This window comes from Kribbella italica (assembly GCF_014205135.1).
Taxonomy (GTDB): domain Bacteria; phylum Actinomycetota; class Actinomycetes; order Propionibacteriales; family Kribbellaceae; genus Kribbella; species Kribbella italica.
In genome coordinates, this window is record NZ_JACHMY010000001.1 from 3,915,900 (window position 1) to 3,931,305 (window position 15,406).

Annotated in this window: 14 protein-coding genes; 6 read left to right on the forward strand and 8 right to left on the reverse strand. The window is 69.9% G+C overall.

What is annotated here, in order from left to right:
* The first annotated feature begins 9 nt into the window (after positions 1 to 9).
* Positions 10 to 1,236 carry a sensor histidine kinase gene (locus HDA39_RS18115; RefSeq protein WP_184796505.1) on the forward strand — a complete coding sequence of 409 codons (1,227 nt, stop codon included), beginning with the start codon at positions 10 to 12 and terminating at the stop codon, positions 1,234 to 1,236.
* A 108-nt stretch (positions 1,237 to 1,344) separates the two neighbouring features.
* Here the strand turns inward: HDA39_RS18115 and xerD are convergent, their stop codons facing one another.
* The 3 genes from xerD to HDA39_RS18130 all read right to left on the reverse strand — a co-directional run bounded on the left by xerD (position 1,345) and on the right by HDA39_RS18130 (position 4,297).
* Entirely contained in the window at positions 1,345 to 2,280 is a 936-nt protein-coding gene (gene xerD, locus HDA39_RS18120; protein WP_184796507.1) for a site-specific tyrosine recombinase XerD, read from the reverse strand.
* A 22-nt stretch (positions 2,281 to 2,302) separates the two neighbouring features.
* Complete coding sequence (ald, locus tag HDA39_RS18125; RefSeq protein ID WP_184796509.1) at positions 2,303 to 3,418, reverse strand: alanine dehydrogenase; 1,116 nt, start codon at positions 3,416 to 3,418, stop codon at positions 2,303 to 2,305.
* 315 nt (positions 3,419 to 3,733) lie between these two features.
* Positions 3,734 to 4,297, reverse strand: coding sequence for a dihydrofolate reductase family protein (locus tag HDA39_RS18130; RefSeq protein WP_184796511.1), 564 nt, complete (start codon positions 4,295 to 4,297; stop codon positions 3,734 to 3,736).
* 156 nt (positions 4,298 to 4,453) lie between these two features.
* Between HDA39_RS18130 and HDA39_RS18135 the strand changes: the two genes are divergently transcribed.
* Positions 4,454 to 5,284, forward strand: a complete 831-nt coding sequence (locus HDA39_RS18135; protein WP_184796513.1) for a TIGR03620 family F420-dependent LLM class oxidoreductase — start codon at positions 4,454 to 4,456, stop codon at positions 5,282 to 5,284.
* A 52-nt stretch (positions 5,285 to 5,336) separates the two neighbouring features.
* Here the strand turns inward: HDA39_RS18135 and HDA39_RS18140 are convergent, their stop codons facing one another.
* Positions 5,337 to 5,774, reverse strand: coding sequence for a cupin domain-containing protein (locus HDA39_RS18140; RefSeq protein WP_184796515.1), 438 nt, complete (start codon positions 5,772 to 5,774; stop codon positions 5,337 to 5,339).
* 55 nt (positions 5,775 to 5,829) lie between these two features.
* Here HDA39_RS18140 and HDA39_RS18145 point away from each other — a divergent pair, with 55 nt between their 5' ends.
* Positions 5,830 to 6,438, forward strand: a complete 609-nt coding sequence (locus HDA39_RS18145) for an HIT family protein (RefSeq protein ID WP_184796517.1) — start codon at positions 5,830 to 5,832, stop codon at positions 6,436 to 6,438.
* A gap of 7 nt (positions 6,439 to 6,445) precedes the next feature.
* Here the strand turns inward: HDA39_RS18145 and HDA39_RS18150 are convergent, their stop codons facing one another.
* Positions 6,446 to 7,126 (reverse strand): MBL fold metallo-hydrolase, encoded by a 681-nt coding sequence (locus HDA39_RS18150; RefSeq protein WP_238356085.1) that lies wholly within the window; start codon positions 7,124 to 7,126, stop codon positions 6,446 to 6,448.
* Positions 7,127 to 7,145: 19 nt separating this feature from the next.
* Between HDA39_RS18150 and HDA39_RS18155 the strand changes: the two genes are divergently transcribed.
* The gene (locus HDA39_RS18155) at positions 7,146 to 8,186 is read left to right on the forward strand and encodes a P1 family peptidase (protein ID WP_184796521.1); all 1,041 of its coding nucleotides are present in this window, start codon (positions 7,146 to 7,148) and stop codon (positions 8,184 to 8,186) included.
* Here HDA39_RS18155 and HDA39_RS18160 read toward each other — a convergent pair.
* Positions 8,137 to 9,111 carry a helix-turn-helix transcriptional regulator gene (locus HDA39_RS18160; protein WP_184796523.1) on the reverse strand — a complete coding sequence of 325 codons (975 nt, stop codon included), beginning with the start codon at positions 9,109 to 9,111 and terminating at the stop codon, positions 8,137 to 8,139. The genes HDA39_RS18155 and HDA39_RS18160 overlap by 50 nt on opposite strands.
* Before the next feature lie 92 nt (positions 9,112 to 9,203).
* Between HDA39_RS18160 and HDA39_RS18165 the strand changes: the two genes are divergently transcribed.
* Both HDA39_RS18165 and HDA39_RS18170 read left to right on the forward strand, forming a co-directional pair.
* Positions 9,204 to 9,725 carry a hypothetical protein gene (locus tag HDA39_RS18165; RefSeq protein WP_184796525.1) on the forward strand — a complete coding sequence of 174 codons (522 nt, stop codon included), beginning with the start codon at positions 9,204 to 9,206 and terminating at the stop codon, positions 9,723 to 9,725.
* A 30-nt stretch (positions 9,726 to 9,755) separates the two neighbouring features.
* Positions 9,756 to 10,700 (forward strand): hypothetical protein, encoded by a 945-nt coding sequence (locus tag HDA39_RS18170; protein ID WP_184796528.1) that lies wholly within the window; start codon positions 9,756 to 9,758, stop codon positions 10,698 to 10,700.
* A gap of 56 nt (positions 10,701 to 10,756) precedes the next feature.
* On the opposite strand, the gene HDA39_RS18175 is transcribed toward HDA39_RS18170, so the two are convergent.
* Positions 10,757 to 11,416, reverse strand: coding sequence for an RICIN domain-containing protein (locus HDA39_RS18175; RefSeq protein ID WP_184796530.1), 660 nt, complete (start codon positions 11,414 to 11,416; stop codon positions 10,757 to 10,759).
* Positions 11,417 to 11,517: 101 nt separating this feature from the next.
* Complete coding sequence (locus tag HDA39_RS43745; protein WP_184796532.1) at positions 11,518 to 15,393, reverse strand: GDSL-type esterase/lipase family protein; 3,876 nt, start codon at positions 15,391 to 15,393, stop codon at positions 11,518 to 11,520.
* Positions 15,394 to 15,406 lie beyond the last annotated feature (13 nt).

The following is a 15,406-nucleotide window of genomic DNA, read 5'->3' on the forward strand; positions in this document are numbered from 1 at the left end:
CTTGCTGACATGCGCCGCCGGATCGCTGAGTTGGTCGCGGTCACGACGCTGCTCGTTCTGGTGCTCGCCCTCGTACCGGTCGGGCTGCTGCTGCGTTCCGAGGCCGCGGCCAACGCCACCGCGAACGCCTTGCTGCGCGCGCAGTCCACCGCCGACCTCGTCGCCGGGTTGGGATCGGCGTCGGTGCAGCCCGACGACCGCACCACCGTGTTCCGGCCCGACGGGACCAGCGCGGGCGCGGTCACGCCGAGATCGGCTTCGGTGCAGCTGGCCGAACGCGACGGAGCCTCCTTCGTCGCGGAGACCGCCGGCGGCCGGGAGGTGCTGGTCCCGGTCCAGTCGCTCACCGACGGGACCTCCGTGGTGCGCGTCTTCATTCCGAGCTCGGAGCTGCGGGCCGGTGTCGCCCGGAGCTGGCTGCTGCTGGCACTGGGCGGTCTGGCGTTGTTCGCGACGAGCATGCTGGCGGCGGACGCGCTCGGCCGTCGGGTGGTCAGGCCGATCGCGAGCCTGGCCGGGACCGCCAGCCGGCTCAGCGAGGGAGACCTGACCGCCCGGGTCACTCCGGCCGGGCCGCCCGAGGTCCGGCAGGTCGGCGCCGAGCTGAACCGGCTCGCGCTGCGCATCGACGAGCTGCTCACCACCGCGCGGACGGAGAGCGCGGATCTGGCCCACCGGCTCCGGACGCCGTTGACCGCGTTGCGGCTCGACGTCGGCGGGGTCCGCGATCCCGAGGAGAACGCCCGCCTCGCCACCGGCGTGGACCGGATCACGGCCGAGATCGACGAGATGATCCGGACCGCCCGCCGGCCGGTGCGAGCCGGAGGCGCGGTGCGCAGCGACCTGGCCGCGGTGGCCCGCGAACGGCTGCACTTCTGGTCGGCGCTGGCCGACGACGCCGGCCGCCGCCTGACCGGCGACCTCGCGGACGGGCCGATCCCGGTGCGGATCGGCGCGGACGACCTGGCCGCGCTGTTCGACGTACTGCTGGACAACGCGTTCCGGCACACACCCGAGGGCACCGAGATCCGGGTCGGGGTCGACGCGAACCGCCACGCCTGGGTCGAGGACGCCGGCCCAGGCCTGCCACCGGACGGCACCCCTGGATCGCCCGGCAGCACCGGCATCGGGCTCGACATCGCCCGCCGGACAGCACTCGCCGCCGGCGGCTCCCTCCAGCTCACCGCGTCTCCCCTGGGCGGCCTCCGAGCCACCTTCGACGCCGCGGAACCGTGAGGGCCCGGACGCCCACCACTCAGCAACCACCCGAAACCGCGCGAGCAGCGGGCACCTCACGCTCAACGAGCGCGGCCTGCCGAAGGTTGGTGAGTGGTGGGCGTCCGGTCAGCTCGACAACGCGCGCGGGTGCGACGTCGCGTACACCTCGCGCAGCTTGTCCACAGTCACCAGCGTGTAGACCTGCGTCGTCGTCACCGACGCGTGCCCGAGCAACTCCTGCACGACCCGTACGTCGGCGCCGCCGTCGAGCAGGTGCGTGGCGAACGAGTGCCGCAGCGTGTGCGGCGAGATCTCCTTGCTGATCCCCGCCCGCTGCGTCGCCCTCCGCAGGACCGTCCATGCGCTCTGCCGCGACAACCGCCCACCGCGCGCGTTGAGGAACAGCGCATGCGTCCCACGACCACGTGCCACCAGCTCCGGCCGCCCGCGGACCTGGTACGCCGACAACGCGTCCCGCGCGTAGGACCCGACCGGTACGACGCGCTCCTTGCTGCCCTTGCCCCGCAGCAGCACCTGCCCCGACTCGAGATCGACCTCGTCGACGTCGAGCCCGACCGCCTCCGAGATCCGCGCGCCGGTCCCGTACAGGAACTCCAGCAACGCCGCGTCCCGCGTCGCGAGCACCGCGGGCTCGGCTTCGGCCCCGGCGGCCGCGGTCAGGATCCGGGTCACCTCGTCGACGGACAGCGCCTTCGGCAACCGTTGCGGCGGGACCGGCGGTTTCACCGCGGCGGCCGGATCGGTCGGGGTGAGCCCTTCACGCAGGCAGAACTTGTGGAACCCGCGGACCGCGACGACCGTGCGTCCCGCACTGGACGCGGTCAGCGGCGGATGGTCGGCGTCGCCCTCCCGCAACCGCATCAGGAAGTCGCCGACCACCGCCTCGGAGATCCGGCCGAGCGCGGTGATGTCCGCGCCGGCCAGGTACTCGTCGTACCGGCGCAGGTCCCGCCGGTACGACGCCAGGGTGTTGGCGGCCAGTCCGCGCTCGACCGTCAGATGGTCGAGGTAGGCGCTGACCGCCCTCCCGATGTCTCTCATGTGGAGCAGTCTGCCCGTCGGGTCAGACAAGGACCTCGTCGAGCTTGAGCTGGTCGAGGTCGTGCGCCTCGGCGACCGGGCCGTAGGTGACGTGGCCGTCGAAGGTGTTCAGGCCGAGCGCGAGGCTGTGGTCGTTCTTCAGCGCCTCCCGCCAGCCGAGGTTCGCCAGCTCCACGGCGTACGGCAGCGTCACGTTGGTGAGCGCGTACGTCGAGGTGTTCGGCACCGCGCCCGGCATGTTGGCCACGCAGTAGAACAGCGAGTTGTGCACCTTGTAGACCGGGTCGGCGTGCGTGGTCGGGTGCGAGTCCTCGAAGCAGCCGCCCTGGTCGATCGCGATGTCGACGAGCACGCTGCCCGGCTTCATCCGCGAGACCAGCTCGTTGCTGACCAGCTTCGGCGCCTTGGCGCCGGTGACCAGCACCGCGCCGATGACCAGGTCGGCGTTGAGCACCGCGCGCTCGATCTCGTACGCGTTCGACGCGACCGTGTGCAGGTGGCCCTGGTAGGTCCGGTCGGCGTCCCGCAGCCGCGCGATGTTGCGGTCGAACAGCTGCACCTCGGCCTGCATGCCGAGCGCGATCGCCGCCGCGTTCATCCCGGCCACGCCGGCGCCGATGACGACGACCCGGGCCGAGTGCACGCCGGAGACACCACCCATCAATACGCCGCGGCCGCCGCCGTTGGCCATCAGGTGGTACGACCCGGCCTGCGGCGCGAGCCGGCCCGCGACCTCGCTCATCGGGGCGAGCAGCGGCAGCGAGCCGTCCGGGAGCTGGACGGTCTCGTACGCGATCCCGGTGATGCCCGAGCGGGTCAGCGCCGTGGTGGTCTCGGGGCTGGCGGCCAGGTGCAGGTAGGTGAACAGCACCTGGTCGCGGCGCATCCGGTGGTACTCCTCGGCGACCGGCTCCTTGACCTTGAGGACCAGCTCGGCCTCGCCCCACACGTCGTCGGCGGCCGGCACGATCCGTGCCCCGGCCGCGACGAACTCCTCGTCCGGCAGCAACGAACCGGATCCGGCTCCCTGCTCGATCAGAACCTCGTGCCCGTTGCGCACGAACTCGTGCACCCCGGCCGGGGTGATCGCCACCCGGTACTCGTGGTTCTTGACTTCCTTCGGAACTCCGACCTTCACTGCTCGCCCTTCTTCCGTCTCCAGGGAATGCGGCCCACAACGCTGTGTCCGCGGCCCGGCGGTCGAGGGGTTGGTGCTTGCCGAGTCGCTGCGAGTGTAAGCCCGCAGGATTCATACCACTGCAGCGGTTGGTCTTGTCCGGTGACGACGCGCTGACCGGGAGTTCTGCGGGTTGGTTACACTCCTCCTTAAGACGTCACAGTGCCTCGCGAAGTTGTCCCGCGACAGCCCGCTGCCGGTCGTTCAGGGCGATTCTTGACGCAATCTTTTCCTGCCTGTTTCCCTTTCGTGGCAGTCGTTTCCGCTGCCGTCCGGTCACAGCTGGTAGCTCAGTACGGCGGTGCCGTCGGCGAGCAGCCGATGAGTGCTCGAAGTGAGGCTCGTCGGCGAGAACCCGGTCCCGAAGAGCGGGATGCCACCGCCGAGGACGACCGGGTAGACCTTGACGATCAGTTCGTCGATCTCGCCGAGCAGCTGGCCGGCCAGGTTGCCGCCGCCGGCGAGGTAGATGCCGCCGCCGTCCTGCTGCTTCAGCGCGCGGATCGCGCCGACCGGGTCGGACGGGATCACCGTCACGTCCGGGTCCTCGATCCGCAGCGTCGACGTCACGACGTACTGCTTGAGGTGCGGGTACGGGCTGGTGACGCCGGCGTCGAGGGCGAGCGCGTAGCTGCCGCGGCCCTGGACGACGGTGTCGAAGTGCCGGCCGGGGCCGCTCAGGCCGAGCTGCTCGCGCGCCTGCCCGGGCAGCGTCTCCGGGTACTCCCCCGCGATGTGGTCGACGACTTCCGGCGAGATCGGGAACGCCCCGAGCCCGCCGTCGGGATCCGCGATGAACCCGTCGAGCGAGGCGCCGACGTAGTAGGTCAGTGTGCGCATCCCCACACCCTGCCAGCGCGCGGGCTCACCGATCTGGTTGCTGACGCAACCATCGTTGAGTGACGCAGGAGTAACCGGAAGACTTGGTGTGTCGCCGGAATGGCCGCTCTCCGCCCGGAGTTGCCCCAAGGGAAGCAAGGACGAGAGGAGTACGACGTGGCGGTCGATCTGGGACGGTTCGGGGTCTGGCACCAGGCGGAGAAATGGGGACCCGAACTCGCCACCGGTCTGGAGCAGCTCGGGTACGGCGCGCTCTGGCTCGGCGCCTCCCCCGGCGCCGACCTGCGGGACGCGGAGGTGCTGCTCACCTCGACCGACGCGGTCACGGTCGGCACCAGCATCGTGAACATGTGGAAGGACGACCCGGCGCCCGTCGCCGCGTCGTACCACCGGCTGGAGGAGGAGCACCCGGGCCGGTTCGTCCTCGGCGTGGGGATCGGGCATCCCGAGCGCACCGGCGAGTACAAGACGCCGTACGAGACGATCGTCGACTACCTGGACGCGCTCGACGAGGCCAAGGTCCCGACCGACCGGCGCGCTCTCGCGGCGCTCGGACCGCGGGTGCTGAGGCTGTCCGCCGCGCGCACGGCCGGCGCCCTTCCGTACCTGACGACGCCCGAGCACACGCGCCAGGCGCGCGAGACGCTCGGCGCCGGCGTACTGCTGGCGCCCGAGCACAAGGTCGTGCTGGAGACCGATCCCGAGATCGCGCGGACGATCGCGCGGGAGTACCTGGCCGGGTATCTCCAGCTCACCAACTACCGGAGCAACCTCAAGCGCCTCGGGTACGCCGACCACGACTTCGAGAACGGCGGCAGCGACCACCTGGTCGACGCGCTCGTACTGCACGGGACGGCGGTCGAGATCGCCGAGGGCCTCACCGCCCACCTCGACGCCGGCGCCGACCAGGTCGTCATCCAGCAGCTCGGCAAGGAGGGCCCGGATCTGCTGCCGGGCTACGAGGCGCTGGCCACTGTTCTGATCTAAGGCCTCAGCGCAGCGTCCTGTGCTGATTTCAGCGCAGCGTCCTGTGCTGATTTCAGCGCAGCGTGAAGTCGGCGAAGTCGAAGCCGGGCGACACGATGCACGAGACCAGCACCGCTTCGTCGTCGACCGGTCGCGCGGCCTGCCAGGCCCCGGCCGGTACGACGGCCTGCGGCAGCTGACCCGCCTTCACGTCCGGGCCGAGGGTGATCGACTCGGCCAGTTCCGGGTCGTCGCCGGTGCCGCCGAGGTCGAGGGTCAACGGGCCGCCGGAGTGCCACAGCCAGATCTCGGCCGAGCGCACCTGGTGCCAGCGCGACTCCTCGCCCGGGGCGAGCAGGAAGTAGATCGCCGTCGCGCTGGCCCGCTCGCCGTCGTACCCGGCGGGCTCGAAGGACACCTCCGACCGCCAGGTCTCGCGGAACCAGCCGCCTTCCGGGTGCTGGGTCAGGTCCAACGCCTCGGCCAGCTCGGGCCGTTCCTGGATCGCCATGCCGGAAACGGTAATACCCGTGACGTCCGGGCCCGGCAGCAGGCAGAGTTCGGGCATGAACCTGCGCCCGGCCGCCTACCACCAGCGACTCCCGTACGGCGAACGCGTGTCGCCCGAACCGCTGCTCGGCGGTCCGTTCTTCGCCTTCGACGGCGACGTCCAGGTCGTCCCGCTCGCCGAGCCCGTGCTGCCGGAACCGCCGCGCGCCGGCGAGGAGGGCGGTCAGCCGTGCCCGACCTGCACGGGCCCTGAGTCGTTGGCGATCTGGGGCGACGAGCGCTGGGTGCTCAAGGCCGGACTCGAACCGACCGGGCTGCCGATCGTCGCCCTGCTCGTGCCGCGCGAGCACTACCGGCTGGACACCCTGCCGCCTGAACTGCTGACGGAGCTCGGCCCGATGATCCAGCGCGTGGCCGGGGCGATCCGCCGGATCGACGGCGTCGGTCGCACGCACTTCAGTCGCTTCGGCGACGGGAACGACCACTTCCACATCTGGTTCCTCGCGCGCCCGGTCGGCATGATGCAGCTGCGCGGACCGCTGCTGTCGGTGTGGGGCGACATCCTGCCGCCGGTGCCCGACGAGGAGTTCGAGGCCAACGCGCGTACGGTCGCGACGGCGCTGGCCGAGGTCTCGGGCCGGCCGCTCGGCGTTGCCGCCGGCTGACCGGAGCTCAGCGCATCTTCCGCGGCTCCGAGTGCGAGTCCACGTAGTACGTGTGTCCCTCGCGCAGCAGCTTGCGGGCCATCGCGAAGTCGGTCGTGTCCTCCTCGGTCCGCAGGTGAAACGGCGGCGGGTAGTAACAGTCCCCCACCAGCATCACGTCCGACTCGGGGTCGACGGCAACGATCGAGTCCACCGCGTGCCGGCCCCCGACGTACCGCAACTGCACTCCGGTCGGCAACGTCAGGGTGTCGTCGAAGGTTGTGTCCGGCACCACGATCCGCAGCTCCGAGAAGTCCGGTACGGCGAGCGCCCGCGCCCGGAAACTGGGCCCGAGCTTCGGGTTCTCCAAGACCTGGTCCCGCAAGTACTGATGACTCCAAGGCCGCGCGGCCTCCTCCGCCAGAAGCGCGGTCGCCGAGGTATGAGCCACCACCTCGACGTCACCCCACGCCGCGGCACCCCAGGTGTGATCCCAGTGATGATGCGTGTACACCAGCCACCGCACCTCCGGCAGCCCTTCCGCCACAATCGCCCGCTGAACCTCCCGAGCATGCGCCGGACTGTTGCCGGCGTCGATCAACACACTGCCGCGCTCGTCCGCAACAATCCCCACCGAAGCCCCGATGGCCTCCGGGTCCGGATCGTGTGGATAGACCCACACCCGCCCGACCACCTGTTCCAGCTTCATCTGCCCGACGATAGTGGGCATGCAGACGAGAGCGCGTGACCTGGGTGTCGTCATCGGCACCCTTCCGACGGGTGAGCTGAACGCGATCACCGACGTACCAGGGGTATCCGTCGGCCAGACGACCATCGCCGACGGCGACCTCCAGACCGGCGTCACCGCGATCGTCCCCACCGGCGTCACGAGCGGGCTCCCCGCAGCTGTTGCTGTGGGCAACGGATACGGCAAGCTCGTCGGCTCCACCCAGGTCGACGAGCTCGGCCGGCTGGAGACCCCGATCCTGCTCACCGGCACCCTCTCGGTCTTCCGCGCCGCCGACGCCCTGCTCACCTACCTGCTCGACCGCGACCCCCGAGCAACCAGCCTCAACCCGGTGGTCGGCGAGACCAACGACGGCTACCTCTCCGACATCCGCCGCCGCCCGATCACCGAGCAGCACGTGCTCGACGCCCTCACGAGTGCCTCCACCGACCGCCCCGAAGAAGGCTGCGTCGGAGCAGGCACCGGGACCTGCGCGCTCGGCTTCAAGGCCGGCATCGGTACGGCGTCCCGGCGGGTCCTGCTCGGCGAGGATCCGTCAGCGGCCGCCGGCGAGCTGGCGGACGGTCAGCCCGCCGGCACGATCGGCGTCCTCGTGCAGTCCAACTTCTCCGGCACCCTCCAGGTCCTCGGCACCCAGATCCCCGCGCCGCAACGGATCGAGCCCGACGGCAACTCCTGCATGATCGTGCTCGCCACCGACCTCCCGCTCGACGCGCGGCAGCTCGGCCGGATCGCCCGCCGCGCGATCTTCGCGCTCGGCCGGATCGGCTCGGACTACGCGCCCGGCAGCGGCGACTACGCGATCGCGTTCGCCACGGCGTACCGGCCGCCGATGCCCGACCAGGATCTCCGCCCGGTCTTCCAGGCCACGCTCGAGGCCGTCGAGGAGGCCCTGCTCAACTCCCTCACCGCGGCCCGTACGACGACCGGCTTCCAAGGGCGCACCCAGTACGCCGTACCGCACGAGCTCATCACCGCGGCGCGGGATAGAGCGCGGCAACCGTCGAAGCCAACCGCCTGATCTCGGCCCGTACCTCCTCCGGCGCGAGCACCTCCAGCTCGTCGCCGTACCGGATGAACTGCGACGCGGCGTTCCCGACGGACTCGATCGGCACCGTCACCGTCACCGTGCCGTCGTCGTCCGGCTCGACGCCCTCGATCGCCTTCACCAGCACGGGAAACGACACGTCCTTCAGCCGTCGGACGAGGCCCGCGGACGCGCGCACCACCGCCGTACCGGTGAACCGCCGCTGGTCGAACTCCTCCAGGTGCTCGCGCCACACCGTCGCCAGGTCGAACCCGCGCGGCCGGCTGAACTCCTCGTCGGTGATCGTCAGCTCGAGGATGTTGGAGACGCGGTAGGTCCTCACCGCGGTGGAGGCGGCCGCGACGACGTACCAGCTGCCGTTCTTCAGCACCAGCCCGTACGGATCGAGCAGCCGCTCCACCTCGCGCGGCGCCTCCCACCGGCGGTACAGCACCTTGATCCGCCGGTCGTGCAGCACCGCCTCCGCCACCGGCGCGAGGTGCGGCGAGTCCTCGGCGTCGGAGTACCAGGCCGGCATGTCCAGATAGAACCGGTTCTTCAACCGCCCCGCGCGATCCCGCTGGTCCGGTGCCAACGCCGCCAGCAACTTCAGCTCCGCCGCCGAGGTCTCCGCCGTCAACCCCAACGCCGCCGCCGGCCCCGGCATCCCCACGAGGAACAGCGCCGCCGCTTCCTGCTCGGTCAGTCCGGTCAGCCTGGTCCGGTACCCGTCGACCAGCCGGTACCCGCCCGCGCGCCCTTGATCGGCGTACACCGGAACCCCCGCCGCGGCGAGCGCCTCGACGTCCCGGTAGATCGTCCGCAACGAGACCTCCAGCTCGTCGGCCAACTCCCGCGCCGTCAACTGCCGCCGCGTCTGCAGCAACAGCAGAATCGACAGCAACCGACTCGAACGCATGCCGCCAGCGTACGCCGAAAACGCTGCCACGCCTTGTCAGCTTTCCACCCGCCCCACCTCGTCCGACCCCCGCGCTGTGCCAGCCTTGCCCGATGCGCGCGTACCTGACAGCACCGGTGTGGGCACTCGTCCTACTGGCCGGACTGCCGGTCGGCGCTCTGATCGCCCTCCTGATCGTCCTGTCCGGTGACACCGTCACCTTCGCGGTCGTCTTCGGCGCCGCCGTCGGACTGCTGTTCGGCCTCGTGATCGCCGTCGGATCCCACCGGCACCGCCGCGACCTCCGCCCACTCCTGGACCGACTCCCCGAGCCCGGCTGGACCCTCGCCCGCGCCGCAGCGCGGGACGGCCAGGTCCCCACCGACCCGGAGGTCCGCGCCGCCGCCATCGAGCTCCTCGACCTCCGGATCCGCAACCTCCGACGGGCTCGGACGGGCTTGGTGCTGGTGCTCGGCCTCAACCTGCTGATCGCCCTGGTCAACATCGCACTCGGCAACTGGTGGTTCATCCTCGCCGCCCTGGCGTGGGCCGCGGGCCTGCTGGAGCGCTGGCAGGCACCTCGTCGCCTCCACCGGCGTCGCGAATTCCTGGCGGCCGAGCAAACACTGCCATGAGCTGTCAGGTTTTGCTGGCAGGGTCGGGGCATGACCAAAGCGACCAGTGATTTCGACTTTCTCAACGGGCACTTCGACGTGGTGCACCGGCAGCTGCTCAAGCCGCTGACCGGGAGCGACGAGTGGGACGAGTACGCCGGCACCTGCAGCGCGCGGACGCATTTCGACGGCGCGATCAGTCTCGACGAGATGCAGTTCCCGACCAAGGGGTCGTACGGGCTGTCGCTGCGGCTGTTCGACCCGGTAAGCGAGGAGTGGTCGATCTACTGGGTGAACAGCACGTCGTACGAGGTGTTCCCGCCGGTGCGTGGCAAGTGGGAGAACGGCGCGTGCTGGCTGGTCGGCGAGGACACGTACGACGGCCGCCCGATCCTCGCGAGCTACAGCTGGTCGGACGTCACCGACACGACCGCGCACTGGGAGCAGTCGTTCTCGGCCGACGGTGGCGAGACGTGGGAGGTCAACTGGACGATGGACTTCACCCGCCGCGAGACCGCCCCGCCGCCGCTCGGCATCCCGAAGGTGACCGGCGACTTCGACTTCCTGGTCGGCAGCTGGGACCTGCGCAACGAACGCCGCCGCCCCGCCCTCGGCGAGCCGGCGGAGTGGTACGACGTCGAGTCGACGATGCGGGCCTGGACCTACTTCGACGGCGCGATCAGCTTCGACGAGGGCTGGTTCCCCGCCCTCGACTTCCAGGGCGCGACCTTCCGCGTCTACAACCCCACGTCCGGCACCTGGTCGATCCACTGGATCAACAGCCAACGCGGCCAACTCGAGACCCCGGTCATCGGTGCCTTCAGCAACGACGTCGGCATCTTCGAAGGCCCCGACGTCTGGGAGGACCACCCCATCGACGTCCGCTTCCGGTGGACCCCCGGCACCGAGCAGGCCCGCTGGGAACAGTTCTTCTCCACCGACAACGGCAAGACCTGGGTCCCGAACTGGAAGATGACCCACACGCGGACCACGTAGAGGAGCTGGTCCCCACCCTCCTGTCCAGGGTGGGGACCAGCCTTCCGGACCAGTGATCAGTACTGGCGTTCGGCCCAGAGCTGGTTGGCCGCGTTCGCGCAGTCCCACTGGACGGCGTCGGCGCCCTTGTACGGCGAGAAGCCGTACGTCACGACGCATCGGTAGGAGTACTGGTTGCGGTAGTTCCAGTACCCGCTGTTCGCGCCACCCGACTTGATCCAGATCTCGGTGGAGTTCCAGTTGCATGGGCCCTGGTACGCGGCGCCGTTGTTCACCGTGTTCCGCACCTCGAGGCACATCCCGCTGTCCGCGTTCTGGAGGTACCGGTACGACACCGAGCCGTCGCCCTCGGTCTGCCAGACCCACCACTTCTGGGTGTTCCGGCCACTCTGGCAGGTGTTCAGCTTGGCGATCGCTCCACTGGCCCTGCTGCCCATCATGTCGAGGCAGTTGCCGCCGTAGAAGACCTGCAGCTGGTACGGGCCGTACCAGCCGCCGGCGATCGACGCGCCGCCCTTGGTCTTGGGGGCAGGCGGCTTGGGCGGCAGCTGGGTGTCGCCGGCCACCTTCACCAGCCCGGCAGCAGCCGCCGAGGCATCCGCTGCGGACTCGCCGGCCGGGATCACCGCCGCACCTGCCGTCAACGTACTGGCCGTCAGCGCGCCGGCCAGCGCCCCCGCGACCAGCAGCCGCCGCAGGAATACTTTCGTGAGCATGGATGGAGCCTTTCGTCGAAGGGGTCCCGAGTGATGGAGCCCGGCCGTGAGGTGAACGGCCGGGAGTGTGTGAATGGCTTGGTGCGACGACCGGTCCCAGCTCACCGGCCGCTGTAGCCGAGTTCGCGCAGGCGGGTCATCATCACGTCGGCGTACGCGGTGGTTCCGCTGCCGTTGGGATGGAAGGACTCCATGCTCAGGCAGGCACCGCCGAGGATCTCCCACGTGCACAGCACACTGGCCGGGTCGCCGGCGTGGAAGTCGCCGTCGCCGTACGGGCCGATGCGCAGTGTGTTGATCCAGGCATCGCTGTCGCATCCCGCATGCCCGAGGAACTTGTCCACCGGGCTGTTGTAGGCGATCTTCATCCCCTCGGTGGACAGCTGCAGAGTCAGCGACAGCTGACGCGAGTTGGCGAGCCTGGACAGCTGGGCAAGCACTTGCGCTTCGACCGGATCGATCGTGTAGGCGCCGGCACACGCCTGCTGCGTGCTGAGCATTTCGGGGTAGCCGAGAAGGACGACCTGGGCGTTCGGTGCCTTGTTCCGCACGTCTTTCAGGGTCGCCTTGAGATTGACGGCCATCTGGTCGATCTTGGCGGCGTACCTGGTCATGAACGTCGGATCGACACTGCAGTCCTTGAACGGCGTGCCGCACTCTTCGAGAGCGTTGCTGAACCCGTCGCCGTCGTTGCCGCCCAGCGTGAGCATCACCAACGTGGTGTTCTCGTCCAGCGCGCCGGACCGTGTCTGGTGCTGCTCGCCCCACTGCCCCATCCCGTAGCTGTTCCGGCCGTCGCTGTACGGGCGGTCGGCGACGTTCGCGGTCTTGGCGCCGGAACAGGCCACGAAGCCGAGCTCGGCGTTCTGGTCCCAGTGGTCCGCCTGCCATCCCAGCGACTGGGTCTGGCCAGGCAGCACCACCTTGCGCGGCCAGGCGTTGACACTGCGGCGGCAACCGTTCCACCGGCTGGAGCCGTGGTCCGCGTTGGTCTCGCCGTAGTAGTCGCCCGCGCCCTCACCGGAGGTGTAGGAGTCCCCGAGTGCCACGACCAGGTGCTTCGGTTTGGCCGGCAACGGCTGGAAGGCGACCGCGTCCCAGGCGACGTCCTCGTTGCCGGTCCCGTCGTCGGTGATCGTGCTCAGCCGGATCCGCGGCGTACCGGTCAGCCGGTACACGCCGAGCGAGACCCAGTTGTTCGCCATCCGCTTCTGGCTCAGGTACCGGGTCTTGGTGAACGAACCCGAGCCGGTGTCGATCTCGTACTTCGCCTGCTGGGTGTGGGCGCCGTGGTCCGGCAGGTGCACCGCGATCCGGGACCACTCGTTCCGGGCCGTGCCGAGGGCCCAGATACCGGTCGTCTTCAGCCTGGCCCCCTCGGGGTCGTTCTTGCGGGTGTGGCTGAAGTAGAAGTGGCCACCGAACCCGCCACCGATCTGATGGGTGTCGATCTTGCCGGGATAGGTCCCGCCGGCGTCGGTGAAGGTGAGGGAGAAGGTGCCCGCGTTGGTCCACGGCCGGCCGCACCCGGTCCGGACCGGCGACGTACCGTCGGGCTGGTCGTCGATGATCAGCGCCCCCGGCGGTGCGCCGTTCCCCTTCGAGTACAGGTCGCTGGACGGTTGCAACGAGCAGTTCGGCGGGTACGACAGACCGTCGGCCTGTTCGGGGTACGACGCGTCGAACCGGACGCTCTCGTAACCACACTCCGCCGGGCACTGCTTCCAGGTCACCGGCTCGTGCCACCAGCACTTGTAGTCCGACCGCGTGCAGGGACCCGCCCCGATCTCGTTGGCGGCACCGTCACCGATCTTGCTGGGATCACAGGAGTTCACCGGGCCACAGAACGTGTTCTCGGCCGGCTTGACCCTGAACTTGTTGGTGTCGTTGGTCCACCACGCCGGGTTGAACCCGCGCACCACCACACCGGGAGACTCCGGCATCTCGATCGGGTGCCCGGCGAAGCCGAGCACCTTCTCCTGGTACGGCCAGTCCTGCGGGTGCGCGGCGTCGGAGTACTCGTCCATGAACGGGAACCGGCCGGCGTCCCACTCCGGGTTGGCCGGGTTGTTCGCCCAGCCGACACCCCAGGGGCTGCCGTTGTGCTGGTCCGGGTAGAAGCCGGAGTTGTAGGCCCACAGGGCGAAGAACCAGTTCTCCAGACTCTGCGGCTTGCCGTTGTTGATCACCAGGCCCGCACCGAGGGTCTGGTTCCACTTGTCGATCAGGATCTGCAGGCCGGCGGCGATGTTCGCGGTGTAGTCGAGCGCCACCGCCCGCTGAGTCTCGTACGGCCAGGCGGCGGGCTTGCCGTTCTCCTTGCCGGCCAGACGCATGTGGTCGGTGACCTGGGTGATGCCGTAGCCACAGTCGGCGTCGGCCCAGTTGACGTCCCAGTCGTTGGCCGGGTCGCCGTCGTAGTAGTCCAGCCCGTAGAAGTTCCCGATCAGCGGGTTGGAGGTCACCCCCGGCAGCGCGTGCTTGGAGGCCTGCCAGAGGTTGGACTCCTGCGCGGCCACCCCGAGCATCACCTGCGCCGGAACGGTGCCACCACCCAGCAACGCGGGACGGGGGAACAGGGTCTGCGGCCGGTAGGCCGGCATCTTCAGGTTCTTCCAGTTGTACGGCCGGGAGATGTGCTGATCGAGCGTGCCCATGACGGCCTGGTCGACGGCCCACTCGACCTGTCGCGGCTTGGGCTGCATCGCCTGGTTCTTCGGATCGTTGCGCGGGACCGCGCACACCCGCTCGTCCTCGACCGGGTTGGTCGGCGAACCGGCTGCCCCGACCTTCGCGCCGGAAACCCTGGCCAGCTTGGGAGACCGCGAGGTTCCCTGCGCCGCGTGCGGGCTCACCACTGCTCCCGGCTCGACCACGAACGGGGCGCGTCGGCCGGTACTCGGGACCAGCACCTCGATGGATGCCGGCCTGGCTTCGGCGCCCGACCCGCGGGTGTCCTTACCGTCCAGCCACGCGGATCTCGTCACCACGGCGGCACCGGTCGTGCTCACCCGCGCGCTCTTCGCCGTACCGTCGAGGCGGTGCACGGTGGACGGCAGGTTGGCGGCGACCTGGGTGAGTTCGCCGGTCAGATAGACCTGCCCCGCGGCCGCACGAGTGATTCCCAGCTTGGTCAGCGGTCCCTCGCCGAGGACGACCGCAGAGATCTTGCCCTGTGGGCGGGCCACGACCGCGGAGTCGATCCGCTTGACCACGCCCGACTGGCCCGACCGGTCGACGAACACCAGGCCACCCTTGGCATCGGGGGTCAACCTGGTCGGCACCGACCTGGTCGCGACCACCGGCGTACGGACGCCGGCGGTGCTGATCCTGACCACCTGGTTCCCGTCCGCCGCGGCGATCGCACCGCCTTGCACCGGAACGGACGACGTCACCTGGCCCTCGAGCTCGATCGGCTTCGCGAGCTTTCCCGTGACCGTGTCCACCCGGACCAGGCGGGTCGACGACTTGTCCTCGCCACCGCTCTGGGTGAGGACTGCGGACTCCCCCGCACCACAGCCAGGGTTGTAGTAGGACAGCGACGCCTGCAGGTCGAGCTTGCGCACACTGCCGCTGAGCAGATCGACGATCGCGGTGAATCCACCACGCGCCATCAGCTCAGGCTTGTTCGTGAAGGTCCGAGGGGCGTAGACGACGACGGCCCTCCGGCCCGAACCGGTCAGACAGGCGTTGCCGATCCATGCGTCGGCGTCGAACCCCGGCTCTGCCAGGGTCGCGGCAGTGCGCCAGGCGTACCCCGTACTGGCTTGGGCGGTCAGGAGATGGAATCCCTCGGCGTCGCCGGACGTGGTCCAGACAAGGTCTTTGGACGACTTCCACTGGGCCCCGATGACGGCGGCGCGGTCCTTGACCGCCAGGACGTCGACCCCCGCCGCTGGGGGTTGTTCAGATGCTGTGGTCGCTGTCCCAGCCGCAGCGGCGGGCGTGCCGGCTTGGGACTGCCCTGTCGTTGCCACCGACAACAACAGG